At 60.2% G+C, this 23,603-nt stretch carries 26 protein-coding genes; 14 read left to right on the top strand and 12 right to left on the bottom strand.

Translation table 11 applies throughout. The annotated features are described in order from the left end of the window. Window positions 1-89: 89 nt before the first annotated feature. From HBO23_RS22310 to HBO23_RS22300, 3 genes are all read left to right on the top strand, one after another. The gene (locus HBO23_RS22310; RefSeq protein WP_017137880.1) at window positions 90-395 is read left to right on the top strand and encodes a PepSY domain-containing protein; all 306 of its coding nucleotides are present in this window, start codon (window positions 90-92) and stop codon (window positions 393-395) included. 228 nt (window positions 396-623) lie between these two features. Continuing rightward, window positions 624-1,646: a transporter gene (locus HBO23_RS22305; protein WP_170039792.1), complete on the top strand. Its 1,023-nt coding sequence runs from the start codon at window positions 624-626 to the stop codon at window positions 1,644-1,646. 469 nt (window positions 1,647-2,115) lie between these two features. Continuing rightward, window positions 2,116-3,732: an inorganic phosphate transporter gene (locus tag HBO23_RS22300; protein ID WP_017137882.1), complete on the top strand. Its 1,617-nt coding sequence runs from the start codon at window positions 2,116-2,118 to the stop codon at window positions 3,730-3,732. A gap of 123 nt (window positions 3,733-3,855) precedes the next feature. Here HBO23_RS22300 and HBO23_RS22295 read toward each other — a convergent pair whose 3' ends face one another. The 3 genes from HBO23_RS22295 to HBO23_RS22285 all read right to left on the bottom strand — a co-directional run bounded on the left by HBO23_RS22295 (window position 3,856) and on the right by HBO23_RS22285 (window position 6,645). Continuing rightward, on the bottom strand, window positions 3,856-4,830 hold the full coding sequence (locus HBO23_RS22295; RefSeq protein ID WP_170039790.1) for a biotin-dependent carboxyltransferase family protein: 975 nt from the start codon (window positions 4,828-4,830) through the stop codon (window positions 3,856-3,858). Further along, complete coding sequence (locus HBO23_RS22290; RefSeq protein ID WP_017137884.1) at window positions 4,827-5,705, bottom strand: allophanate hydrolase subunit 1; 879 nt, start codon at window positions 5,703-5,705, stop codon at window positions 4,827-4,829. The genes HBO23_RS22295 and HBO23_RS22290 overlap by 4 nt, the downstream gene beginning before the upstream one ends. A gap of 154 nt (window positions 5,706-5,859) precedes the next feature. After that, window positions 5,860-6,645: a 5-oxoprolinase subunit PxpA gene (locus HBO23_RS22285; protein ID WP_170039788.1), complete on the bottom strand. Its 786-nt coding sequence runs from the start codon at window positions 6,643-6,645 to the stop codon at window positions 5,860-5,862. Window positions 6,646-7,131: 486 nt separating this feature from the next. On the opposite strand from HBO23_RS22285, the gene HBO23_RS22280 reads away from it, so the two are divergent. Beyond that, on the top strand, window positions 7,132-8,049 hold the full coding sequence (locus HBO23_RS22280; protein WP_170039786.1) for a LysR family transcriptional regulator: 918 nt from the start codon (window positions 7,132-7,134) through the stop codon (window positions 8,047-8,049). On the opposite strand, the gene HBO23_RS22275 is transcribed toward HBO23_RS22280, so the two are convergent. Further along, window positions 8,046-8,942: a LysR family transcriptional regulator gene (locus HBO23_RS22275; RefSeq protein ID WP_017137887.1), complete on the bottom strand. Its 897-nt coding sequence runs from the start codon at window positions 8,940-8,942 to the stop codon at window positions 8,046-8,048. The two genes, HBO23_RS22280 and HBO23_RS22275, sit on opposite strands and share 4 nt — an antisense overlap. A 106-nt stretch (window positions 8,943-9,048) precedes the next feature. Here HBO23_RS22275 and HBO23_RS22270 point away from each other — a divergent pair, with 106 nt between their 5' ends. Both HBO23_RS22270 and HBO23_RS22265 read left to right on the top strand, forming a co-directional pair. After that, window positions 9,049-9,807: an SDR family oxidoreductase gene (locus HBO23_RS22270; protein ID WP_170039784.1), complete on the top strand. Its 759-nt coding sequence runs from the start codon at window positions 9,049-9,051 to the stop codon at window positions 9,805-9,807. Between the two features lie 50 nt (window positions 9,808-9,857). Then, complete coding sequence (locus tag HBO23_RS22265) at window positions 9,858-10,763, top strand: LysR family transcriptional regulator (RefSeq protein WP_099550468.1); 906 nt, start codon at window positions 9,858-9,860, stop codon at window positions 10,761-10,763. Here HBO23_RS22265 and HBO23_RS22260 read toward each other — a convergent pair. Further along, the gene (locus HBO23_RS22260; RefSeq protein ID WP_017137890.1) at window positions 10,750-11,190 is read right to left on the bottom strand and encodes a multidrug/biocide efflux PACE transporter; all 441 of its coding nucleotides are present in this window, start codon (window positions 11,188-11,190) and stop codon (window positions 10,750-10,752) included. The genes HBO23_RS22265 and HBO23_RS22260 overlap by 14 nt on opposite strands. Window positions 11,191-11,278: 88 nt before the next feature. Between HBO23_RS22260 and HBO23_RS22255 the strand changes: the two genes are divergently transcribed. Continuing rightward, on the top strand, window positions 11,279-12,133 hold the full coding sequence (locus tag HBO23_RS22255) for a LysR family transcriptional regulator (RefSeq protein ID WP_099550467.1): 855 nt from the start codon (window positions 11,279-11,281) through the stop codon (window positions 12,131-12,133). A 123-nt stretch (window positions 12,134-12,256) separates the two neighbouring features. Here HBO23_RS22255 and HBO23_RS22250 read toward each other — a convergent pair whose 3' ends face one another. The 4 genes from HBO23_RS22250 to HBO23_RS22235 are packed head-to-tail and all read right to left on the bottom strand — an operon-like array spanning window position 12,257 to window position 14,795. Beyond that, window positions 12,257-13,480, bottom strand: a complete 1,224-nt coding sequence (locus HBO23_RS22250) for an RNA polymerase sigma factor (RefSeq protein WP_017135436.1) — start codon at window positions 13,478-13,480, stop codon at window positions 12,257-12,259. Then, window positions 13,477-13,953, bottom strand: a complete 477-nt coding sequence (locus tag HBO23_RS22245; RefSeq protein WP_170039782.1) for an SRPBCC family protein — start codon at window positions 13,951-13,953, stop codon at window positions 13,477-13,479. Before HBO23_RS22245 ends, HBO23_RS22250 begins: the two co-directional genes overlap by 4 nt. 35 nt (window positions 13,954-13,988) lie before the next feature. Continuing rightward, window positions 13,989-14,333, bottom strand: a complete 345-nt coding sequence (locus HBO23_RS22240) for a YciI family protein (protein ID WP_017135434.1) — start codon at window positions 14,331-14,333, stop codon at window positions 13,989-13,991. Between the two features lie 42 nt (window positions 14,334-14,375). Continuing rightward, complete coding sequence (locus HBO23_RS22235; protein ID WP_169985084.1) at window positions 14,376-14,795, bottom strand: nuclear transport factor 2 family protein; 420 nt, start codon at window positions 14,793-14,795, stop codon at window positions 14,376-14,378. 148 nt (window positions 14,796-14,943) lie between these two features. Between HBO23_RS22235 and HBO23_RS22230 the strand changes: the two genes are divergently transcribed. From HBO23_RS22230 to HBO23_RS22215, 4 genes are read left to right on the top strand one after another with little or no spacing between them, the layout of a single operon-like run. Beyond that, window positions 14,944-15,462, top strand: a complete 519-nt coding sequence (locus HBO23_RS22230) for a GNAT family N-acetyltransferase (protein ID WP_170039780.1) — start codon at window positions 14,944-14,946, stop codon at window positions 15,460-15,462. A 42-nt stretch (window positions 15,463-15,504) separates the two neighbouring features. After that, window positions 15,505-15,759, top strand: coding sequence for a helix-turn-helix domain-containing protein (locus HBO23_RS22225; RefSeq protein ID WP_017135431.1), 255 nt, complete (start codon window positions 15,505-15,507; stop codon window positions 15,757-15,759). Continuing rightward, complete coding sequence (locus tag HBO23_RS22220) at window positions 15,752-16,960, top strand: type II toxin-antitoxin system HipA family toxin (protein ID WP_026013559.1); 1,209 nt, start codon at window positions 15,752-15,754, stop codon at window positions 16,958-16,960. The genes HBO23_RS22225 and HBO23_RS22220 overlap by 8 nt, the downstream gene beginning before the upstream one ends. Before the next feature lie 36 nt (window positions 16,961-16,996). Continuing rightward, complete coding sequence (locus HBO23_RS22215) at window positions 16,997-17,602, top strand: pyridoxamine 5'-phosphate oxidase family protein (RefSeq protein WP_170039778.1); 606 nt, start codon at window positions 16,997-16,999, stop codon at window positions 17,600-17,602. A gap of 43 nt (window positions 17,603-17,645) precedes the next feature. Here the strand turns inward: HBO23_RS22215 and HBO23_RS22210 are convergent, their stop codons facing one another. Continuing rightward, a complete protein-coding gene (locus HBO23_RS22210) occupies window positions 17,646-18,128 on the bottom strand; it encodes a GyrI-like domain-containing protein (RefSeq protein WP_017135428.1) in 483 nt (160 codons plus the stop codon). A 195-nt stretch (window positions 18,129-18,323) separates the two neighbouring features. Here HBO23_RS22210 and alaC point away from each other — a divergent pair, with 195 nt between their 5' ends. After that, window positions 18,324-19,523 carry an alanine transaminase gene (gene alaC / locus HBO23_RS22205; protein WP_017135427.1) on the top strand — a complete coding sequence of 400 codons (1,200 nt, stop codon included), beginning with the start codon at window positions 18,324-18,326 and terminating at the stop codon, window positions 19,521-19,523. A 139-nt stretch (window positions 19,524-19,662) separates the two neighbouring features. Here alaC and HBO23_RS22200 read toward each other — a convergent pair whose 3' ends face one another. Continuing rightward, on the bottom strand, window positions 19,663-21,015 hold the full coding sequence (locus HBO23_RS22200; RefSeq protein WP_056859617.1) for a GntP family permease: 1,353 nt from the start codon (window positions 21,013-21,015) through the stop codon (window positions 19,663-19,665). Window positions 21,016-21,099: 84 nt separating this feature from the next. After that, on the bottom strand, window positions 21,100-21,633 hold the full coding sequence (locus tag HBO23_RS22195) for a gluconokinase (RefSeq protein WP_169985094.1): 534 nt from the start codon (window positions 21,631-21,633) through the stop codon (window positions 21,100-21,102). 211 nt (window positions 21,634-21,844) lie between these two features. On the opposite strand from HBO23_RS22195, the gene HBO23_RS22190 reads away from it, so the two are divergent. Next, window positions 21,845-22,876, top strand: a complete 1,032-nt coding sequence (locus HBO23_RS22190; RefSeq protein ID WP_170039861.1) for a LacI family DNA-binding transcriptional regulator — start codon at window positions 21,845-21,847, stop codon at window positions 22,874-22,876. A gap of 456 nt (window positions 22,877-23,332) precedes the next feature. Next, on the top strand, window positions 23,333-23,566 hold the full coding sequence (locus HBO23_RS22185; RefSeq protein ID WP_099486528.1) for a DUF6124 family protein: 234 nt from the start codon (window positions 23,333-23,335) through the stop codon (window positions 23,564-23,566). Window positions 23,567-23,603: the final 37 nt, after the last annotated feature.

Genomic DNA, 23,603 nt, shown 5'->3' with positions numbered 1-23,603 from the left:
CGCAACCGTTTGAATTAATTAAGGGTGAATTAAGTTGCGCTGGATAACCTGAGGCCACTTAAACAGCTCACCGAAGAAGGACACACACCATGAAAACCCTGACCGCCCTGTTCGCCGCTACCGCCTTGACCCTGACTGCCGGGTTGGCCCAGGCGGATGTTCGCCCGGACCACATTGAAGGTTTGCTCAAGTCCGGCGCCGTGATGCCGTTCGAAAAACTCAACGCCGCCGCCGTGGCCAAACACGCCGGTGCCAGCATCACTGACACCGAGCTGGACCACAAAAATGGTGTACTGGTCTACGAAGTTGACCTGACCGACACCGCCGGCAAACGGTTTGAAGTGAAGCTCGACGCCAAGACCGGCGCCGTGCTGGAAGACAAACTGGACACCTGAGTCATCGTTTAAAAAAACCGCGCCACGTTTAAAGTGGCGCGGTTTTTTTATGCCTGCTCGCCAGCCATCACGGAGGGTTGATCAAATTACACCGACAAAGCGCAGGCCTGCGCCTGGAAACCCGCTGAGCGAGTTTTCAAACTGTCACAAAATCGTCATCCCGCCTTGCAATGATTCGCCCACGCGAACCTGTGAAACGTCCTACAGGCGCTTTCTCTGCGAGCCTCCATGAACCACAGCATCGACCACAGCCACCAGGATCCCGATCTGTTTGGCTTGCTTTACGGTTTTCGTTTTCGGCCCGGTGAAAAGGGCGAGCAAATTGATTCAGCGACCGCGCTGGCCGCGCTAAAAGCGCCGCAAGACCCGGAAGAATTCCTGTGGCTGCACCTGAACCTGGCCCACGCCGCCTGCGAGCGCTGGATGCAGGCTAACCTCGCATTGCCGGACGAGTTTTTCGAAGCCCTGCACGAAGGCTCGCGCTCCACGCGTATCGAACACGTCGACTCGGCCTTGCTCGCAGTGGTCAACGACGTGGTGTTCAACTTCAGCAGCATGGTTTCGTCGGATATCTCCACGCTGTGGGTCTGCGCCCGCAGCCGTTTGCTGGTGAGTGCGCGCCTGCAACCGCTGCACTCGGTGGATAAATTGCGCTCGTCGGTGAAGGCCGGTGAACGCTTTCGCTCGCCACTGGAACTGCTGGTGCATCTGTTGCGCGACCAGGGTGAGGTGCTCACGCAGATCGTGCGTAAGACCAGTATCAGCGTCGACCATATTGAAGACCAGTTACTGTCCTCGCGCCTGTCCACCAACCGCGCCGAACTGGGTGCCGCACGCCGGGTGCTGGTGCGCCTGCAACGCCTGCTGGCACTGGAGCCGGGCTCGCTCCTGCGCCTGCTCAACCGCCCGCCGCAGTGGCTGCAAAAGGAAGACGTAAAGGAGTTGCGCAAATCCACCGAGGAGTTTGCGCTGATCATCAACGACCTCACGGCCCTGGGCGAACGCATCAAGCTGTTGCAGGAAGAAATCGCCGCGAACCTCAACGAACAAAGCAACCGCACGCTGTTTACCCTCACCGTGGTGACGGTGCTGGCGCTGCCGATCAATATCATCGCTGGTTTTTTTGGCATGAACGTGGGCGGCGTGCCGCTTTCCACCGACCCGGAAGGGTTCTGGATCCTGGTGGCGCTGGTGGCGACGTTTACCTTGATTGCCGGGCGCTGGGCGTTCCGTAAGCGCAAAGACTATTGAATTGCAATACAGTCAAATTGTGGGAGCTGGCTTGCCTGCGATGGCTCTCTATCAGCCAACTGTTCATTGCCTGATGCACCGCTATCGCTGCCTTTTGAAGGCCACCACATTCTCCTGTGGCGAGCAGGCTTGTCCTGCGTTGGGCTGCGAAGCGGCCCCAAACCCAAACACTGAGTACTTTCAGGAAAATTGCGCTGCCCTTACTGGGGCCGCTCCGCAGCCCAACGCAGGACAAGCCTGCTCGCCACAACAACCCACCTGCCACAGACTTCGTGTTAACCGGTTGTGTAGATGCCTATGGCTATCGCAGGCAAGCCAGCTCCCACATTGATTGCACTCTGACATTAGCCTTCTGGTGTTTTATAGATCAGCGGTAGGCTCAATTCCTTAAACACTGACCTACCGCAGCATCTCTGTAACATTCTGCAATGATCATCAAGACCATCCTCCCCACACTGGATGCTCCGGCATGGCCACCCCTTCCCTGACCGCTTCCAACACCGCCACACACGCAGACCCCAAACCCCGGCTGGATACAAAACCCGGCCTGCTCACGGTGATCATTTTCTTCGCCGTGCTCGCCATGGGCTTGTTGTTTACCGCCTACAGCCTGATGCACGACATGACCGAACTGGGCACCGTGGTCACCACCTGGACGCCGTTCCTGCTGCTGGGCGTGGCGCTGTTGATTGCCCTGGGCTTTGAGTTCGTCAATGGTTTCCACGACACCGCCAACGCCGTGGCGACGGTGATCTACACCAACTCGTTGCCGCCGCACTTTGCGGTGGTATGGTCGGGCTTTTTCAACTTCCTCGGCGTGCTGCTGTCCAGCGGCGCGGTGGCGTTCGGCATCATCGCCTTGCTGCCGGTCGAGCTGATTTTGCAGGTCGGTTCCTCGGCCGGCTTCGCCATGATCTTTGCGCTGCTGATCGCGGCGATCCTGTGGAACCTCGGCACCTGGTGGCTGGGCTTGCCAGCCTCGTCATCGCACACCCTGATCGGCTCGATCATCGGCGTCGGCGTCGCCAACGCCCTGATGCACGGCCGTGATGGCACCAGCGGTGTGGATTGGAGCCAAGCCACCAAGATCGGTTATGCCCTGCTGCTGTCGCCGCTGATCGGTTTTGCGTTTGCCGCCCTGCTGTTGCTGGCGCTGCGCGCCTTTGTCAAAAACCGCTCGCTGTACAAGGCCCCCAAGGGCGACACCCCGCCGCCATGGTGGATTCGCGGTGCGTTGATCGCCACCTGCACCGGTGTGTCGTTCGCCCACGGCTCCAACGACGGGCAAAAAGGCATGGGCCTGATCATGCTGATCCTGGTGGGGACGCTGCCGATGGCGTACGCGCTGAACCGCACCATGCCCGCCGAGCAGTCCTTGCAGTTTGCTGCGGTGGCTGAAGTGACCCAAGTGGCACTGGTGAAAAGCGCACCACAAGTATTGCCAGGCGACCCACGGCCGATTCTCTCGACCTATGTGCGCACCAAGGAAGCCACCCCGGAACTGGTGCCGGCCCTCGCCGCCCTCGCCGGCCAGATTGGTGACGAAGTAAAAGGCTACGGCTCCCTGGCCAAAGTCCCCGCTGAAGCCGTCGGCAACGTGCGCAACGACATGTACCTGACCAGTGAAACCATTCGCTTGATGGACAAGGGCAAGGTCGGCAACTTCGACGCCGACACCCAAGGCAAGCTGAAACTGTTCAAAGACCAGATCGACGCGTCCACACGCTTTATCCCGCTGTGGGTGAAGATCGCCGTGGCCATCGCGCTCGGGCTGGGCACCATGGTCGGCTGGAAGCGCATCGTGGTCACGGTGGGCGAGAAGATCGGCAAGACCCACCTGACTTACGCCCAAGGCGCTTCGGCCGAGACAGTGGCAATGCTGACCATCGGTGCGGCGGATATGTTCGGGCTACCGGTGTCGACGACCCATGTGTTGTCGTCGGGTGTGGCAGGCACCATGGTCGCCAATGGCGGTGGCTTGCAGATGAAGACCATCCGCAATCTGCTGATGGCCTGGGTGCTGACGTTGCCGGCGGCGATTTTGCTGTCGGGCAGCCTGTACTGGCTGTTCACCAAATTGTTCTGACCTCGGTGGGAGCTGGCTTGCCTGCGATGGCATCACCTCGGTTCAACTGACAGACCGAGGCGCTTGCATCGCAGGCAAGCCAGCTCCCACACAAACCTGTTCCCACATGGGTTTTAGGGTGTGTCAGTGATTGAACAATCCAGCCATGGCCTTCAAGCGCTTTTTGTAGATCCGCCGCGCCTCCAGTGCTTCCTCCAGTGTCACCGCCACAAACCCCGCCCGCTGGTTGGGCTGCATCTGCCCGATCAAGTCCAGGTCGGCACTGATCACTGTGCCGATCATCGCGTAGCCGCCACCCGACACCGCATCGCGGTGCAGCACAATCGGCTCCAACCCCGCCGGCACCTGGATCGAACCGATCGGGTAGCAACTGTCGACGATATTCGAGGGGTCCGAGCCAGCACCAAACGGTTGTTCGCGTGGTTGAAAACTCAAGGCGCTGCCGCCCTTGAAGCGATAGCCGATGCGATCCGCCTCGGAGCCCACCGTCCACGGCTCAGCAAAAAAACTGCTTTTTGCCGCATCCGTCAGGCGCTCGTAATACAGCCCTGGCACCACGCGCAGGGTCACGTCGCCACCGACCGAACGGCGCAAGGCCATCGGTAAGCTATTGCCCGCGCGGCCTGTTCCGCTGGCCTCGCCGATCGGCAGTTCATCGCCTTCCTGCAAGCGTCGCCCTTCAAACCCACCGAGCGCACCAAGGGTGTACGTCGAGCGGCTGCCGAGCACCCGCGGCACGTCGATGCCACCGGCCACCGCCAGATACGTGCGCGCGCCAGCCTTGGGAAACTCAAAGCGCAACACCTGCCCGGCGCGCACCGGGAAAGCGGTGTCCTGATGCACCACTTCACCATCCAGGCGCGGCGACATCAGCGCACCACTGAGCGCCACCAATGCGTCCTGGCGAAACTCCAGTTCAGGGCCGATCAGTGTGCACTCCAGGCCCGCCGCACCGGCTGGGTTGCCGACCAAAAGGTTAGCCGCACTCAATGCGTACTGGTCCAGAGCGCCCGAAGGCGGAATGCCCAAGTGGTAATAACCTTCACGACCCAGGTCTTGCACAGAAGTGGCGAGGCCGGGTTTGAGGACCTTGATCATGCCAGCGCCTCCTGCAGGGTTTTCGGGTAGCCGATGGGGTCGGCGAGAAACGCATCCAGGGAAAATTCCACCGGGCGGATACGCAAATCAAAACGCCCTGCCTCCACTTCGGCCACCGCCAAATCGTAGGCGTCGCGGTCCATCGGTTTGAACTGCACGATGTCACCCGGGCGGAAAAACACCATGTGTTCCTTGAGGTACGCCAACTGCTGCGCCGGGTCGTAGATCGGCGCCGGGGTTACGCCAAACATCTGGTAACCACCCGCGCCGCGCACTGAGTAAATGCAACCGAAACAGCCGCCATGGCCGAGGGTCAGTTTGGGCGTGTCGGTGCGCGGGCGCAGGTACTTGGGCACCTGCAATTGCCGCTCGCGCTCGACCATCTGGAACATGAACGGCAAGCCCGCAACAAACCCGACCATCGACACAAACCACGGCGCGCCACTGTGGGCGGCGATAAACGCGTCCACATCGGCCAGGCCGTTGATGCGTGCGGCGTATTCCAGGTCGGTGCCGCTGGGGTCTTGGTGGCGGTCGCGAAAGCGCATCAGGGTTTCGTGGGTCCAGGGGTCGTTGTAGAGCACCGGGATTTCGATGATGCGCGTGTGCAAGGTGCGCTCGGCCACGGCCTGGGCTTCGGCGCTTTGCACGGCGTCGAGCAGCACATGCGGCGCGATGCGGTCGGGGTCGAAACGAATCTGGAACGATGCATTGGCCAGGCACACATCCAGCACGCCCTCCAACGCCAGGCGCTCCACGGCGCGGGTCACGGCCATGCCTGTGAAAAAGGCCTCCAGGGACATGCTGTCGCTGACCTCGGCAAACAGGTGTTCATCACCGCCGAAGCTGTAGCGGATGGGGGTGGTTTCAGCCATGTCTGTTCCTCTTGGAATCATTGTAGAAAGGCAGGCAAAAAATCAAATGGATCGTCAGCTTATTGTGTTGTGGTTAGCCCGCTTGTTGTGGCGAGCAGGCTTGCCACAGAAAGCCCACTCATCAGGACAAGCCTGCCAACCACAGAAAGCCTACTCAACCAACAACATGCCCGTTCAACACGGAGCGCTCGTTGGTCACCACAATCCCGGCCTGATCCAGGGCTTCGCGGGTGGCTTCCACCAGTTCCAGCGCGCCGGGCGTGTCGCTGTGCAGGCAGATGGAGTCGAATTCGATCAACAGGTCTTCGCCTTCTACGGTTCGCACCCGGCCAGTCTGACAAGCACGCAGGACGCGCGCCGCAACGGTTGCAGGGTCCAGTGCACGCACATTGCGGGTAAACACAATGGACCCGCTTAAATCGTACTCACGGTCGGCGTAAAACTCGCGCACCACCGGTTGCCCCAGTTCCTTGGCCACGCGCCAGATCACCGAGTTGGGCATGCAATACAGCAACAGCGTCGGCTCGATGATTTGCAGGTTCTGCACCAGCAGCCGCGCCGCTTCTTCGTCGCGGGCCAGGTGCATATAAAGCGCGCCGTGGGGCTTGATATGTTGCAATGTCAAACCTTGGGCACGCGCGATTTCGCGCAGCGCGCCGAGTTGGTAGAGGATGTCATCCACCAGTTCCTGGGCCGGTGCGTTGATGTGCCGACGGCCGAACCCCACCAGGTCACGAAAGCCCGGATGCGCGCCAATGCCCACACCCAGTTGCTTGGCGCGTTCGACGGTGCGGCGCATGGTGCCGGGGTCGCCGGCGTGGAAGCCGGTGGCGATATTGGCCGAGCTGATGTAGGCCATCAGGTCAAAGTCGACGCCATCGCCGATGGTCCAGGGGCCGAAGCCTTCGCCCATGTCCGAATTGAAATCCACTGCCTGCATCGAGGTCGCTCCGCCAAAAGAAGATGACTGAAAGTAGGCTGGGGCTTGACCCCTTGGGAAGATCTATTATCAGATGGCCCATCTTCTGAAAATCAGATACCCAAACATCGTTCCCACGCTCCGCGTGGGAATGCAGCCCAGGACGCTCCGCGTCCCAAAGCGTGACGCAGAGCGTCACAAGAGGCGTTACCACGCAGAGCGTGGGAACGATCGGAGGCCCAAAGATCGTTCCCCAAACATCGTTCCCGAGCTCCGCGTGGGAATGCAGCCCAGGACGCTCCGCGTCCCAAAGCGTGACGCAGAGCGTCACAAGAGGCGTTACCACGCAGAGCGTGGGAACGATCGGGGGCCCAAAGATCGTTCCCCAAACATCGTTCCCGAGCTCCGCGTGGGAATGCAGCCCAGGACGCTCCGCGTCCCAAAGCGTGACGCAGAGCGTCACAAGAGGCGTTACCACGCAGAGCGTGAGAACGATCGGAGAAAGCCATGTCCCTGACCTTGCGCCAAGTGCGCTACTTCGTCGCCACCGCCGAAATCGGCCAGATTTCCCAGGCCGCCATTCACCTGAACATCTCCCAGTCGGCGGTGACCACCGCGATCAAGGAACTGGAGGCGATGCTCGGCGTGCAGTTGTTCGTGCGCTCGGCCCAGGGCATGAACCTCACCGACGCCGGGCGGCATTTTCTCAACCGCGCCTATGTGATCGTGCGCAGCGTGGACGACGCCCTCAACAGCCCACTGCCCGACTACCGCGCCAGCGGCATATTGCGGGTAGCGGCCAGCTACACAGTGTTGGGTTACTTCCTGCCGCATCACTTGCAACGCATGCAACACTGGCACCCGGACGTGACCATCGACGTCTTCGAGCAGGAGCGCCAGGCCATTGAACACGGCCTGCTCGACGGCCAGTTCGACATGGCCGTGGTGCTCACCGCCAACCTGACTCACGCGGATATCGTCTCGGAAATCCTGTTCAACTCCGAACGCCGCCTGTGGCTGCCCAGCCATCACCCGCTGTGCGAGCGCGGCGCCGTGAGCCTGGCGGATGTGGCACAAGAGCCTTACATCCTGCTGACCGTCGACGAAGCCGAGCACAGTGCCATGCGCTACTGGGAACAGGCCGGGCAAACGCCGAACGTGCGGCTGCGCACCAGTTCGGTGGAGGCGGTGCGCAGCATGGTCGCCAATGGCAGCGGCGTGGCGATCCTGTCAGACCTGGTGCACCGGCCGTGGTCGCTGGAAGGCAAGCGCATCGAAACCCTGACCGTCACCGACCCGGTCACGCCCATGAGCGTCGGCCTGGCCTGGCACCGCGAGCGCGCGTTTACCCCGGCGATGCAAGCGTTCCGCGATTACTTCCACGACGCCTTCCTGGCACCGCAACAGTTGTCGGCTCGGCGTTAAATACGCGCCTGCAAGGTAGCGGCCAGCCACTCCATGAACACCCGCACCCGCAACGGTAAATGCCGCTGGCCGGCGTAGAGCATGGAGACGTCCAGCGGCGGTGCGAGGTAGTCCGGCAACACCGAAACCAACTCGCCACTGGCCAATAAATCGCGAATGCCGAGCAGCGGCACCTGGATAATCCCCAAGCCGCCAAGACACGCCGCCTGGTAGGCATCGGTGCTGCTGACGGTCACGCGCCCGGCCATGGCCACGCGCTGCACCTTGTTACCCAGTAGGTATTCAAACCCGGCCGAGCGCGCACCGAGCGGGCGCACGTAGTGCACCAGTTGATGCTGCGCCAGATCGGCAATGGTTTCGGGCACGCCATAACGTTGCAGGTACGCGGGGCTTACGCAGTTGACCATCGGCATGCTGCACACCTTGCGCGCAACCACGCTTTGATCGGGTTGCGCGCCCACGCGCACCACGCAATCAAAGCCTTCAGCAATCACGTCGACCTGGCGATCCGAACTGCTGATTTCCATCTCCACCAGCGGGTGGCGCGCCATGAACGAGGGCAGCTGCGGCATCACCAGGCCGCGCGCCATGGCGTTGGGCATATCCACCCGAATGCGCCCGGCCAATTGCGCTTCATCCTGGCGAAACAGGCCTTCGAGCTCTTCCATGTGTGCGAGCAAATCCTTGCTGCGCTCATACAACACGCGGCCGTCCTGGGTGGCTTGCACGGTGCGCGTGGTGCGCTGCAACAGGCGCGCACCCAGCAATGCTTCCAGCGCCTGCACGTGCTCGGACACGGTGGAGCGTGGCAGGCCCAGGCTCTCGCCGGCCTGGGTGAAACTCGACAGCTCGGTGACGCGCACGAAGGTGCGCAGTAGCTCAAGTTTGTTCATGGGATTGTTCGCCTTATCCGGCCAGTGATTCCGATATCAGCCTGTTTATCACGTTATAGGCGGACAAATACACTCAGTCCCACTGATCACCCATGAGGACTACCGCATGACTCGTAAAATCGCACTCATCACCGGCGCCAGCCGTGGCCTTGGTAAAAGCGCCGCTTTGCACCTTGCCGCACAAGGCGTGGATATCATCGGCACCTACCACAGCGCCGCCACTGAGGCCCAAGCGGTGGTGGCACAGGTTGAAGCACTGGGCGGCCGCGCCGCCATGCTGCAACTGGACGTCAGCCAGAGCGGCAGCTTCGATGCTTTTGTCGGGCAAATCGCTACGGTGCTCAAAGACGTTTTCGCCCAGCAACATTTTAATTTCCTGATCAACAACGCGGGCATCGGCGCTCACGCAAGCTTTGCCGAAACCACCGAAGAGCAGTTCGACAAACTGGTGGCCATTCACTTCAAGGCGCCGTTTTTCCTCACCCAAAAACTGCTGCCGCTGATCAGCGATGGCGGGCGCATCATCAACATCTCCAGCGGCCTGGCGCGGTTCAGCCTGCCGGGCTACGCCGCCTATGCGTCGATGAAAGGCGCCGTGGAAGTGCTGTCGCGTTATCAGGCCAAAGAACTCGGCCCGCGTGGCATCACCGTCAACACCCTGGCACCCGGCGCGATTGCCACCGACTTCAGCGGCGGCGCAGTGCGCGATAACCCACAGGTGAATGCGATGGTGGCCGACAACACCGCCCTGGGCCGTGCCGGTTTGCCGGACGATATTGGCGGTGCAATTTCGAGCCTGCTGGCCGATGGCAGCAACTGGATCACCGGGCAGCGTATCGAAGCGTCGGGCGGCATGTTTCTGTAAGCATTCTGCGCTAGCATCAATGCCTTCAGATCACTGACGGGCAATCACCGATGAGTTTTGATCCAGGCTTGGCCGGCGGCATGGGCGTATTGGCCGCCGTAGTCGACAGCGGCAGCTTTGCCCGCGCCGCCAACAGCCTGGAGATGACGCCTTCGGGGGTCAGCCGGGCGATTTCCCGCCTGGAAAAACGCCTCGGCATTCGCCTGTTCGACCGCACCACCCGCTCGGTGCAATTGACCGACGAAGGGCGACGTTTCTACCAGCAAATCGCCCCGCTGTTGGCCGGGCTGCAAGAGGCTGCCGATTCGGCGGCCGACAGCGCCCTTACCGTGCGCGGGCGTTTACGGGTGAACATCGACCCGTATTTTTCGCGGCTGGTCCTTGGCCCGGTACTCGGCGACTTCATGCGCCAATACCCGCAACTGCAACTCGACCTGCACACCCGTGACCAACTCGGCGACCTGGTGGCCGACGGCTTTGACTTGGCCATTCGCTTCGGCATCCCACAGTCCTCCTCGCTGATCGCCCGCAAACTGATGGAAGTGCGCGTGCTCACCGTGGCCTCTCCCACTTACCTTGAACAATACGGCCGACCAGCGATCCCGCAAGACCTGGAAACCGGGCATATGTGCCTGGATTTTCGCGACTCGCAAACCGGTCGCCCGTTTGCCTGGGAATTCCACCGGCCCGGCGAGCAAGTGATTGTGCGCACCAGCGGCCGCTTGGTGGTCAACGACGCCAGCACCTTATACAGCGTGTGTGAACACGGGCATGCCGTGGCGCAGATGCTCGACCTCGGCCTGGACTCGGCGATCCAGGCCGGCAGCCTGGTGGAGCTGTTCCCCGATTGGCCGGACGAGCGTTTCCCGTTGTACGCCTATTACCCGTCGCGGCACTTGCCCGCCGCCAAGGTGCGGGCATTTCTGGAGTTTGTGGCCTCGCTCAAGCTTGGCTAGGTACACGGGACTGTACGATTTTTTCCCGCAGCACGTCATAACCCCAGTGGTACACATAGGTGTACGGTAGGAAGAACAGCAGCACGCCGATGTCGAGGATGAAGGCTTCCAGCAGGCTGATCTTCATCAACGCGGCAATCAATGGCACCGCCAGGATGATCAGGCCGCCTTCGAACAACAGCGCATGCACCACGCGGGTCCAGCCGCCGCTGGTCAATTGCAGGCGGGCTTTGAGGCGGTCGAACAGGCTGTTGAAAATGACGTTCCAGCTCAGTGCCAACAGGCTGATGCCCAGCGTCACCGCGCCCATTTCCAGGGCCGGCCGGCCGGTGATCCAGACCAGCAGCGGCGTACAGATCAATAAGGCCAGCCCTTCAAAACCAATGGCCTGGCAAACACGTTCAGTAATCGACTTGGTAGGGTTCATGACCCGGCTCCTTGAGTGACGATGGTTGCCATGATTACCCTTTGACTCGATACTTCATAACTAATAACCATCGATAAAGGCGATAGTCATGGCCTCCAATGAAGTGCTGCAGGCGTTTGTGCAGGCGGCTACCCAAGGCTCGTTTTCGGCGGCGGCGCGCAAGCTGGGTAAAAGCCAGTCCACCGTCAGCGCGGCGGTGGCGAGCCTGGAGATTGATCTGGATGTGGTGCTGTTTGATCGCAGCAGCCGCAAGCCGACGCTTACGCCAGCCGGCCATGTGTTATTGCAACGCGCCGAGCAGGTGCTGGAGGCCAGCAGCCGCCTGGAGTTGGCAGCGAGCCAGTTGTCACAGGGTTTGGAACCCAAGCTGACCATCGCCATGTCCGATACTTACCAGTCCGACCGCTTTGAAATCGCCCTCAAGGCCTTTGAACAGCGCCACCCGGACCTTGAGCTGGAATGCCTGATCGCCGAATGCGAAGACCTGATCGCCCTGGTGCAAAGCGGCCGGGCGCAGATTGCGTTTATCGAAAAACAAGACACTTACCCGCCCGACCTGACCGGCGCGCCGGTCGAAGAACGTACCGAAATTGCCCTGTTCGCGGCGCCCACGCACCCGCTGGCCAAGCTGAAGAACATCCCGGCGCAGACCTTGCAGCAACACCGCGAATTGCGCCTGGCCAGCATCATCAACCCGACTGAAACCCGCCCCAGCGGGCGGGTGTGGTCAGCGCCCAGTTACTTGATGTTGATGGAGATGGCACAGCTGGGGTTTGGCTGGGCACCGATTCCGCGCTGGTTGGTGGAGCGTTTTGGTGGCGACCACTTGGTCGAACTCAAGGCGCGCAGTTGGCCGCGCTCGGTGGCGGTGGATGCGCTCTGGTCAAGGCACCACCCACCGGGGCCGGCGGGGAGTTGGTTGCTGGGCAAGATGCTGGAATGATCCTGTCCAGACACTGAGGTTCCAGGTGGGAGCTGGCTTGCCTGCGATGGCGGTGAGTCAGTCTAGAATCTGGCGACTGACACACCGCTATTGCAGGCAAGCCAGCTCCCACAGTTTTGATTTTCACTGTATGGGAAGTTTGAGTTCGGCGAGGCGGCGTTCGAGGAAGCGTTTTTCTGGGGTTTGCTGGGTGAGTGAGAGCGCTTTTTCATAGGCTTCCCGAGCCTCTTCCACCCGCTCCAACTGCCGACAAAACTCCCCGCGCGCCGAATGCGCCAAGTGATAATCGCGCAACTCCCCACGCTGCAAAATGCCCTCCACCAACTGCAACCCCGCCAATGGCCCCTGCCCCATCGCCACCGCCACAGCGCGGTTCAGCTCGATCACCGGCGACGGCACTTCGCGCAACAACACATCGTAAAGCCCGACAATCTGCAGCCAGTCCGTGTCCTCTGCCTGGGGCGCTTCGGCATGCACCGCCGCGATCGCCGCCTGCAGGCAATACGGGCCAAAACGTCGTGTGTTCAACGCCTGCTCCACCAGTGCGCAGCCTTCAGCAATCAAGGAGGCGTCCCACACTGCGCGGTTCTGTTCATGCAATAACACCAACTCACCGTCGGCCGAGGTGCGCGTTGCTCGGCGCGATTCATGCAGCAGCATCAGCGCCAGCAAGCCCATGACCTCCGGCTCTGGCAGCAACTCCAGCAGCAAACGCCCCAAACGAATGGCTTCGCGGGTCAGGTCTTCGCGGGTGAGGTCGGCGCCCATGGACGCCGAATAGCCTTCGTTGAACACCAGGTAAACCACGCGCAGCACGCTGTCCAGACGCTCGGGCAACGCGTCCAGGGTAGGCACCTGGTAGGGGATTTTTGCTTCGCGGATCTTGCCCTTGGCGCGCACGATGCGCTGGGCGATGGTGGTGGGCGTGGCCAGAAAGGCGCGGGCGATTTCTTCGGTGGTGAGGTCGCAGATCTCACGCAAGGTCAACGCCGCCTGGGCGTCGGGTGCCAACGCCGGGTGGCAGCAGGTGAAGATCAGGCGCAGGCGGTCGTCTTCCACGTCTTCCTCACTCCAGTCAGCCGCTTCCAGCGCGTCGGCCTGCTCCTGCAGTAACGGGGTAAAACGTGCCTGTCGGCGTAGGCGGTCGATGGCTTTGAAGCGGCCGGTGGAGACCAGCCAGGCCCGTGGGTTATCCGGAACGCCGTCTTGCGGCCAGCGCTGCAGCGCAATAAAAAACGCCTCGTGCAGCGCCTCTTCAGCCATGTCGAAATCACCCAGCAGGCGAATCAGCGTCGCCAGTACGCGGCGTGATTCGCTGCGGTAAATCGCCTCGACCTGCGGGGTCAATCGGGCATGCCCTGGGTCACCAAAGCCACCAGGCGGTCGAGGCTCTGGCCCCAGCCGTCATGGAAACCCATGGCTTCGTGGGCCTGCTTGTCAGCTTCGCTCCAATGCATGGCGCGGGCGGTGTACTGGGTCTTGCCGTCGGCGGCTTCGAAGGTCACTTCGGCGGTCATGAACGGCTTGCCCGACGGTACCCAGCCCGGCGCAAAGGCATCGGTAAACACCAGCCGGTTCGGCGCCTTGATTTCCAGGAATACGCCGGAGGTCGGGTATTCGGCGCCATCCGGCGCGCGCATCAAGGTACGAAACAGACCACCGACCCACAGGTTCATTTCGCACTCCGGCGTGGTCATGCCGTGTGGCCCCCACCATTGCTGTAACAGCTCGGGCGTGGTCCAGGCGCGAAACACCTTGCTTGGCGGTGCGTCGATCAAACGGCTGATGGACAGTTCAAATTCAGCGGGTTGGGTATTCATGGGTAAACCTCCTTAAAATCTTGTGGTTGTTGTGTTCAGAGATTCAATTCACGCACGGGGCGCACTTCCACACTGCCGACCCGGGCTGCCGGTATGCCGCCCGCCACCTGGATCGCTTCGTTCAGGTCTTTGGCCTCGATCAGGTAAAACCCGGCGAGCTGTTCCTTGGTTTCGGCAAACGGCCCGTCGGTGATCGACAGCTTGCCATTGCGCATGCGCACGGTGGTGGCGGTGCTCACCGACTCCAACGGCTCGGCGGCGAGCATTCGGCCGCTGGCCTGGATGGCCTCGGCGTAGGCAAAACACTCCGGGTCCGCCGGGCTGTCGGGCGAGGTGTGCAACACCTCTTCGTTGCTGTAGATCAGGCAGAGGTATTTCATGGCGGTCTCCGTTTTCGGACTACTGACTATAGTTCGTGGCGGTCAAGGTTTCAGGTCGAACAATGCCGTGCCGCTTTCCATGTCGAAGGGCGCCGACCAGTGCTCATGCACCACCTTCCACTGCCCGTTGATGCGCTGGTAGCCGGCAGTCACGCGCATCCAGCACGCCTTCACCACGCCATCCGGCCCGGCGCCGCCGCAGTGGGCCAGCCAGTGGGCAAACGCGCTGTCGGGCGCCTCAACGATATGCAGCTCATGAAATTCGAAAATGCCCGGGCCAGGGCAATGCTTCATGCATTCGTCCCAATGGGCGCGGTAGGCGGCCTTGCCCTTGAATTGCAGCGCAGTGACGGCGTCGAACGAGACGATATCGTCGGCGTAATAGCTGACAATTTTGTCGATATCACGATCAAGTACGGCTTGTTTCCATTGCTCGATCAGGGTGTTGATTGCAGTGCTCATGGCGATACTCCTGGGGGTTGGAAAATCACAAAGGACACTCCTGGTCGAATGGCCTTGAATGAAATCGACACGCCACTGAAAAATAATTTCGCGTGCATCAAACCCGCTAGAATCCACGCCTCTTTGTAGGATTTCGGATGCGCCCCCGATGGAAACCCGCCTCGTCGCCTATGAGACGCTGAGCCTTGTGCAAAAACAGCACCTCGACACCCTGCAAGTGCACCCCGAGCAACTGGCGTATTCCGGCGATATCTACTGCGCGCTCAACAGCCTGCTGGTCAACCCCAAGCCCGGCGCAATCAAAGGCTTTGCACTACTGGCCGACGAAATGCCCGTGGCCTTCCTGCTGCTCAAACGCCCACCCTGCCTGCCCCATTGGGCCGATGAACACAGCGCCACGCTGCACGCGTTACAGGTGGACCGGCACCAGCAAGGGCGCGGGTTTGGCAAAGCGTGTTTGCAGGCATTGCCGGCGGCGGCCCTGCAGGCGTGGCCGCAGATCAGGGCGCTGGAGTTGTCGGTGGACACGGACAATGTGGCGGCGATGGGGTTGTATCTGGCGGCTAGGTGGGTGGACAGCGGGGAGGCGTATAAGGGGCGGGTTGGGTATGAGCGCAGGTTGAGTTGGGTGTTTGGTCGGGATGGCATTGACAGCTTAAAAATGTAACGTATATATGACTTAAATAATCAAAAGTAATGAATACGTGACATGGACACTTCTATTATCACCCAACGCTTAGGCCAACAAGTTCGCTCCATGCGCCTCAACCGTGGCTATACACAAGCGGACCTGGCGAAACTTGCGGGCGTTACCCGGCAAAAACTGATCGAAATCGAGAAGGGCAGCCTCTCTGTTTCCATGAATGCCTATGCTCGCGTGATTGCCGCCCTGGGCAGTGAGGTCAAATTAGTGCCAGTGACTCTGCCGACACTTGAAGAGTTAGAGGACTTGTTCAATGAATAGCCCCGCTCTTAGCGTTCATACGCCTCAGGGCGACAGCGGCAGCGTCTTGGTGGGCGCTGATGATTACCTGTTTCGCTACGACGCTAAGGCACAGGCCCAAAGCGCCATCAGCCTTACCATGCCCGTGCGCGCAGAAGAATATCGCCGCCGCGAATTGCATCCAATCTTTCAAATGAATTTGCCCGAAGGCTACGTACTGGAACAATTGCGTAACCGTCTGGCTAAAACGGTAAAAGTGGACCCGATGCTGTTACTGGCCTTATCAGGTAGCAGTGCACCGATTGGCCGGGTTTTCGTGATTTCCGATCAGATAAACGAATTGATCCAACGCAACGGTCCGCCCGCAAACGGAGAGAACCTGGCAGAAATTCTCGCGTGGGATGGAGCAGAAGACCTGTTCGCCGACTTGGTGGACCGTTACATTCTGCGAGCGGGCATTTCTGGCGTACAGCCCAAAGTGCTGGTGCCAGAAAAACCTCAAACTCCCGAGCAAAAATTCACCTCAAAAACCAACGACCTGATTATCAAAAGCGGGCGCGATGAGTTTCCGGGCTTGGCCATCAATGAATACCTGTGCATGTCCATTGCGCGGGATGCAGGCCTGCCCGTGCCGCCGTTTTATCTGTCGCAGAACCATAAGCTATTCATCATGCGGCGCTTTGATCGCGACGCGCAGCTCAACCCGCTGGGTTTCGAAGACATGACCACACTGATGGGCCTGTCTGCCGAACAGAAATACACCAAGAGCTATGCTGCCATCGCCAAGGCTGTACGCGCGTTTTGCTCACCAGAAAACCAACGCAGCTCGTTGGACCAATTGTTCGATAGCGTGGCTTTGAGTTGCATCGTGGGAAATGGCGATGCTCACCTGAAAAACTTCGGTGTGCTCTACAGTGACCCGATTAAATTTGACGCGCGCCTGGCCCCGGCTTACGACATCGTGAATACCACCGCCTATATACCTGAAGACACACTTGCGCTGGATCTGTCCGGCAACAAATCAATGTTTGCCTCACGCTTGGGCATCCTTGAGTTTGCAAGAACCTGCGAAATTGCAGAACCTCAGGCGCGTATTCAGGCGCTGCTTCAAACCCTTGAGGTCGTGCTCAAGCGCGAAGACGAATACTGTCGGTTAGCGCCTGACGTTGCAAAAGCCATTCGACAATCCGCCCAGAGCTACCAGCAGAGCTTCGGTGGCTGAACGCTTCTGTACTCATCCAAGGACAAGGTGGTGAATATGCTGACAACCCTCGAACAACTCGAAACCCTCTACGGCCTCCCCCACGAGCGGGCGGTGCGCAAGGAGATCGCGTTTCTCAACGAGGATTACCAGGCCATGGTGCGGGCGTCGCCCCTGGTGGTGGTGAGCTCATCCGGGCCGGACGGCATTGACGGCTCACCGCGCGGTGATGTGCCAGGGTTTGTGCGGATTGTGGATGAGCGCACCTTGGCGATCCCGGACCGGCCGGGCAATAACCGGCTCGACACCCTGCGCAATCTGCTGCAAGACCCACGCATTGCCTTACTGTTCATCATCCCGGGGGTTGGCGAAACGTTGCGCGTGAATGGCCGGGCGCAGATTTCCATCGAGCCCGAGCTGCTGGAGAGTTTTGCGGTGAATGGCAAACCGGCGCGTTCGGTGATTCTGGTGCAGGTGGAGGCCGCGTATTTCCACTGCTCCAAAGTCTTTGTGCGCTCGGATTGCTGGAACCCCGAGAAGCACTTGGACCGCTCGGCACTGCCGTCGGCCGGAGCGTTTCACAAGCGGCTCAATGCTGGGCAGTTTGATGCCGAGGCCTATGACCGAGAGATGCCGGAACGGGTCAAAAACACGCTGTATTGATACGTCTGTCGGCGCCGGCTTGCCGGCGCTGACAGCACCGCCGTCAGCCCTTTTCGCCAACCGGCAGCCAGATCTCCACCGTCCCCGTACCCTTGCGCGCGTCGAAATCGGCGCTGTAGCGTTCGAAATCCGCGCCCATCACCTTGTAGCCCGAGTGCGGCAACCACTCGAACATGATGCGTTCGTAGGTTTGCTCAAGTGCCTGCACCGGCCCGTAATGTGGGAACACGGCATAGTTGAGCGGCGCAATTTCGATGAACTCGAAGTTGCTCGGCACGTCGCTTTTAGTCGGGACTTCAACCCCGGCCATGTAGTCGAACTCGCCATGGTGGGGGTTATGGCACACACCATAGGTCACGCCACCGACGCGCTTTTTAATGTCTTTGATGCAAGTGTCGAACAATTCCCACAGCTTTGGGATATCACCCACTGTGGCCTTTGAATAACGCCCTTGTACCCCGGCGATTACCAAGGCTTTACCGGCTTCCATGCGTGGCTCTAACGGTTGTTTTGTCTGCTGATCCATACGAACAGTCTCCTTCTTATGAGGGAACAAACCCGCATCGAGTATAGGGGCATATCCAGGCTTCACTCCAAGTAGAAATTTTTCCTACACATCTGGACAACTGGCCATCATCGACCGTATTGTCTGCCCCGCAGGCCACCGCAGTGGCCGACGTCGCTCGGACGGTTCCGGGCGCTTACGTACCTCGAGGCAACAATGGCAGACCAAGGTTCGCCGCGCCGCTTTGCGCGCATAGATCGACTCCCCCCTTACGTTTTTAATATCACTGCCGAGCTGAAGATGGCTGCGCGTCGGCGCGGCGAAGACATCATCGACTTGAGCATGGGTAACCCTGACGGCGCCACGCCTCCCCACATCGTGGAAAAAATGGTCACCGTCGCCCAGCGTGAAGATACCCACGGCTACTCCACTTCCAAAGGCATTCCGCGGCTGCGCCGGGCGATTTCGCGCTGGTATAAAGACCGCTACGAAGTGGATATCGACCCGGAAACCGAAGCCATCGTGACCATCGGTTCCAAGGAAGGCCTGGCGCATTTGATGCTGGCCACCCTCGACCAGGGCGACACCGTGCTGGTGCCCAACCCCAGCTACCCGATTCACATCTACGGTGCCGTGATTGCCGGCGCCCAGGTGCGTTCGGTGCCGCTGGTGCCGGGCGTGGACTTCTTCGCCGAGCTGGAACGGGCGATTCGTGGCTCGATCCCCAAGCCGAAAATGATGATTCTGGGCTTCCCGTCCAACCCCACCGCGCAGTGCGTGGAACTGGACTTCTTTGAACGTGTGATCGCCCTGGCCAAGCAGTACGACGTGCTTGTTGTCCACGACCTGGCCTACGCCGACATCGTCTACGACGGCTGGAAAGCGCCGTCGATCATGCAAGTGCCGGGCGCCAAGGACATTGCGGTGGAGTTTTTCACCCTGTCCAAGAGTTACAACATGGCCGGCTGGCGCATCGGCTTTATGGTCGGTAACCCGGAACTGGTCAACGCCCTGGCGCGGATCAAGAGCTACCACGACTACGGCACCTTCACCCCGCTGCAAGTGGCCGCGATTGCGGCGCTGGAAGGTGATCAGCAGTGCGTGAAGGACATTGCCGAGCAGTATCGCCAGCGCCGTAACGTGCTGGTCAAAGGCCTGCATGAGCTGGGTTGGATGGTCGAGAATCCCAAGGCGTCGATGTACGTCTGGGCAAAAATCCCCGAGCAGTATGCCGCCATGGGTTCGCTGGAATTTGCCAAGAAGCTGCTGCTGGAAGCCAAAGTGTGTGTGTCGCCAGGGATTGGGTTTGGTGAGTACGGGGATGATCATGTGCGCTTTGCGCTGATCGAGAACCAGGACCGGATTCGCCAGGCGGTACGCGGGATTCGCGGGATGTTCCGGGCGGATAAAGCCTGATCCTGAACGACCTGAAGAAACCGAATCAATGTGGGAGCTGGCTTGCCTGCGATGGCGATGGTAAATCCAACACCGCCATCGCAGGCAAGCCAGCTCCCACATTTGATTGGGTTACCACATAGGTTTTGTGGTGCGCCTGTTACACCACCAACGACAGCAACATGATAAAGATCAGCGCCACCACCGACAGAATGGTCTCCATCGCCGTCCAGGTCTTGAACGTCTCGACCACGGTCATATTGAAGTACTGCTTCACCAGCCAGAACCCCGCATCGTTGACGTGAGACAACACCAACGACCCCGCCCCCGTCGCCAACACCAGCAGCTCACGGTTAACGCCTGGAATCATCCCGACCACCGGCACCACAATGCCTGCGCCGGTAATGGTCGCGACCGTCGCGGAGCCTGTGGCCACACGAATCACCGCCGCCACCAGCCACGCCAGCAAAATCGGGTTGATCTGCGCGTTCACCGCCATGTGGCCGATCACGTCGCCCACGCCGCTGGTCACCAGCATCTGCTTGAAACCACCACCGGCGCCGATGATCAGGATGATCGCAGCGGTCGGCGCGAGGCTGGCGTCGAGCAGCTTGAGGATTTGCTTGGAGTGAATGCCCTGGCGATGGCCAAAGGTGTACAGCGACAGCAGCAACGCCAGCAGCAGCGCAGTGATCGGGTGACCGATCATGTCCATCCAGTTGCGGATGGCATGGCCGTCCGGCAGCGCGACGTCGGCGAAGGTTTTGAGCAGCATCAGGAACACCGGCAGCAGCACGGTGATCAGGGTGATGCTGAAGCTCGGCAGGCTTTTTGACTCTGGCTCGCGGGCCAGTTGGTCGACCAGTTCCTGGGACGGGTTGCCCGGAATGTACTTGGCGATAAACGTGCCGAAAATCGGCCCGGCAATAATGGCGGTCGGCAGTGCGACGATCAGGCCGTACAGGATGGTCTTGCCGATGTCTGCGCCAAACACGCCAATGGCCAGCAGCGGGCCAGGGTGCGGTGGCACCAGGCCGTGTACCGCCGACAGGCCGGCGAGCAGCGGGATGCCGATCTTGATCAGCGACACGCCGGTGCGGCGCGCGACGATAAATACCAGCGGGATCAGCAGTACAAAACCGATCTCGAAGAACAGCGGGATGCCCACCAGGAACGCAGCGAACATCATCGCCCACTGGACTTTGTCTTTGCCGAAGGCACGGATCAGTGTCTGTGCGATCTGATCGGCGCCGCCGGACTCGGCCATCATCTTGCCGAGCATCGTGCCCAGCGCGAGGATAATGCCGACAAAACCAAGCACACCGCCAAAACCGTCCTGGAACGCCTTGATGATCTTGTCCACGGGCATGCCCGAGGTCAGGCCGAGAAAGCCGGCCGCGATGATCAGTGCAATGAACGGGTGCACCTTGAATTGGGTGATCAGAACGATCAACCCGATGATTGTGACCACTGCGTCTAGCAGCAGGTAGGACTCGTGGGACATGCCAAACATGGGGGGTCTCTCCTGTTTGTTGTTGTTATTAAAGCGGGTATTGAATCTTTCGCCGGGGGTAGCGCTACCTTTTCCGGCAAAAAATTAATGAGTAGGTTCAAAGCCGTGTTGCAGCCACCAGGCATTGGTTTGCTTGGCCAAGTCCTCAACGCTGTCTTCGCTGGCATTGAGCGCCAGGGTCAGCGGCTCGCCCACGGGCGATTCGAGGGTGGCGAACTGGCTGTCGATCAGGCTTGCCGGCATGAAATGGCCGGGGCGATGGGACACGCGGTCAGCAGCCACGGCGCGGGTCAGCTCCAGGAACACAAACCCCAGGCCCGGCGCGGCTTCGCGCAGGTGGTCACGGTATTTCTTTTTGAGGGCTGAGCAGGTGAGCACCGGATGCTCGCCCGCTTTGAGCGAGCGGCGCAGTTCATCGCAGAGGATATCGAGCCAGCCGGCGCGGTCGTCGTCGTTAAGGGGGTGGCCGGCGCTCATCTTTTCGATATTGGCGGCGGGGTGAAAGCTGTCGCCTTCAATGGCGGTGGCGCCGTTCAGGCGGCACAGGGCTTCGCTGACGCTGGACTTGCCACAGCCGGAAACACCCATGATGACCAGGGCGGTAACAGGTTGACTCATGAAACACCTCAGGACGCAGATAGCGCTACCTTTGCACGCTGTAAGGCTAGTGCAAAAACAGGCTTTTCCCGCGCCGACTTGTCATTTTTATGGAGTGACGCGTGCATCCTCTCCAACTGTTTGAACAGGATCAGGCAACCCAACGTTCAATAATTTGCAGCCATTTGGAGACAGCGCTACCTTAGTGCCTCGATTTTTGTTTGGCAACAGCCTGATGACCTCCAAGAACGATAAAAAATTGCGCACCACCGGTCGCCCGACCCTCAATGAAGTGGCCCGCCTGGCGGGTGTCAGCCCCATTACCGCCTCCCGCGCACTGCGTGGCGTCAGCACGGTTGCTACCGAGCTGGTGGAAAAAGTGCAACTGGCCGCTGCCGAACTGAATTACGTCGTCAACCCCGCCGCTCGCGCCCTGGCCTCGGCGCAAAGCCATTCGGTGGTGGTCATCGTGCCGTCGCTGTCCAACCTGTTGTTTATCGAAACCCTCGAAGCCATCCACGCAGTGCTGCGGCCCAAGGGCTTTGAAGTACTGATCGGCAACTCGCACTATTCGCGTGATGAAGAAGAAAACCTGCTGCGCAACTACATGGCCTACCAGCCACGCGGTTTGCTGCTGACCGGGTTTGATCGCACCGAAAGCGCACGACGGATGGTCGAGGCCAGCAATGTGCCCTGTGTGTACATGATGGATCTGGACCCGAACGCGGGCGTGAATTGCGTGGGGTTTTCGCAATTGAGCGCAGGCGAAACAGCCGCAGCGCATTTGCTCTCCCGTGGGCGCAAGCGCCTGGCGTATATCGGCGCGCAGTTGGACCAGCGCACGTTGCTGCGCGGTGAAGGGTTCCGCCGCGCCCTGCAGCAGGCGGGTATGTACGACCCGGCGCTGGAACTGCTGACGCCACGCCCCTCCTCCGTGGGCTTGGGTGGTGAGTTGTTTTTGCAGCTGCTGGCGGCGCATCCGGACGTGGATGCGATTTTCTTCGGTAACGACGACCTGGCCCAGGGCGCACTGCTGGAGGCCATGCGACACGGCATCAACGTCCCGGAGCGCGTGGCGGTGCTGGGCTTTAACGACTTGCCGGCATCGTCTTTTATGGTGCCGCGTTTGAGCAGCATCAGCACGCCACGGGAAGCGATCGGGCGGCGCTCGGCGGAGCATTTGTTGACGATCATGGCAGGCAACAAGATTGCCAAGCCGGTGGTGGACATGGGGTTTGCGTTGCAGGTGCGCGAAAGCACGTAACTTTCAAAGCCCAAACACAATCAAACTGTGGGAGCTGGCTTGCCTGCGATGGCGGTAGACCTGTCGGCACATCGTTGCCTGACACACCGCTATCGCAGGCAAGCCAGCTCCCACATTTTTTTACCGTGCTCGCTTGAGATGTAGGAAGGCTGTAGGACGCGGCTGACATTGCCGTAAGCGCCTTGCCCGGTTGCCTACGCTTACGTCAGAATCCGCCGGCTTGTGCGCTTGGGGGGTGGTCTCTAAGGTGGGTCGGTCACTGAATTTCTCGGTGATCGGGTTTAGTAGCCCGAACTTCCCAACACAATATGCACAAGCCAATTATGGCGGCTGTGCGTAGGGCGCCTTCGGGCGCGCCGGGTTTGTGTGGGATTACCGGTCTACTAACCTGCGCACAGCTGCCACCCAACTTGTTTAGTAGCGATGCGGGTGTGGCACAAACCAGGTACTTCAACCATGCAAAGCGTCAATCCCCCAACTACGCTCTTCACTCTCACACCCGACACACCCCTCGAATCCCTACTGATCAACAGCTACGAAACCGTGTGCTCCGTCAGCACCTTGCTGCTCGACCTGTCCAACGACCTCACCGGCAAACACCGCGACGTGGCTCTCGCCATTCATCAACTCAGCGAGTTATCAGTCTTGATGGTCGGCAAAGCCATGGACCAGCAAACACCACGCACCTAAAGCCTAACTCGGTTAACCCTGTGGGAGCTGGCTTGCC

Source organism: Pseudomonas sp. WS 5532 (genome assembly GCF_012985445.1).
GTDB classification, from domain to species: domain Bacteria; phylum Pseudomonadota; class Gammaproteobacteria; order Pseudomonadales; family Pseudomonadaceae; genus Aquipseudomonas; species Aquipseudomonas edaphica.
This window is presented reverse-complemented; position numbering and strand designations above follow the sequence as displayed.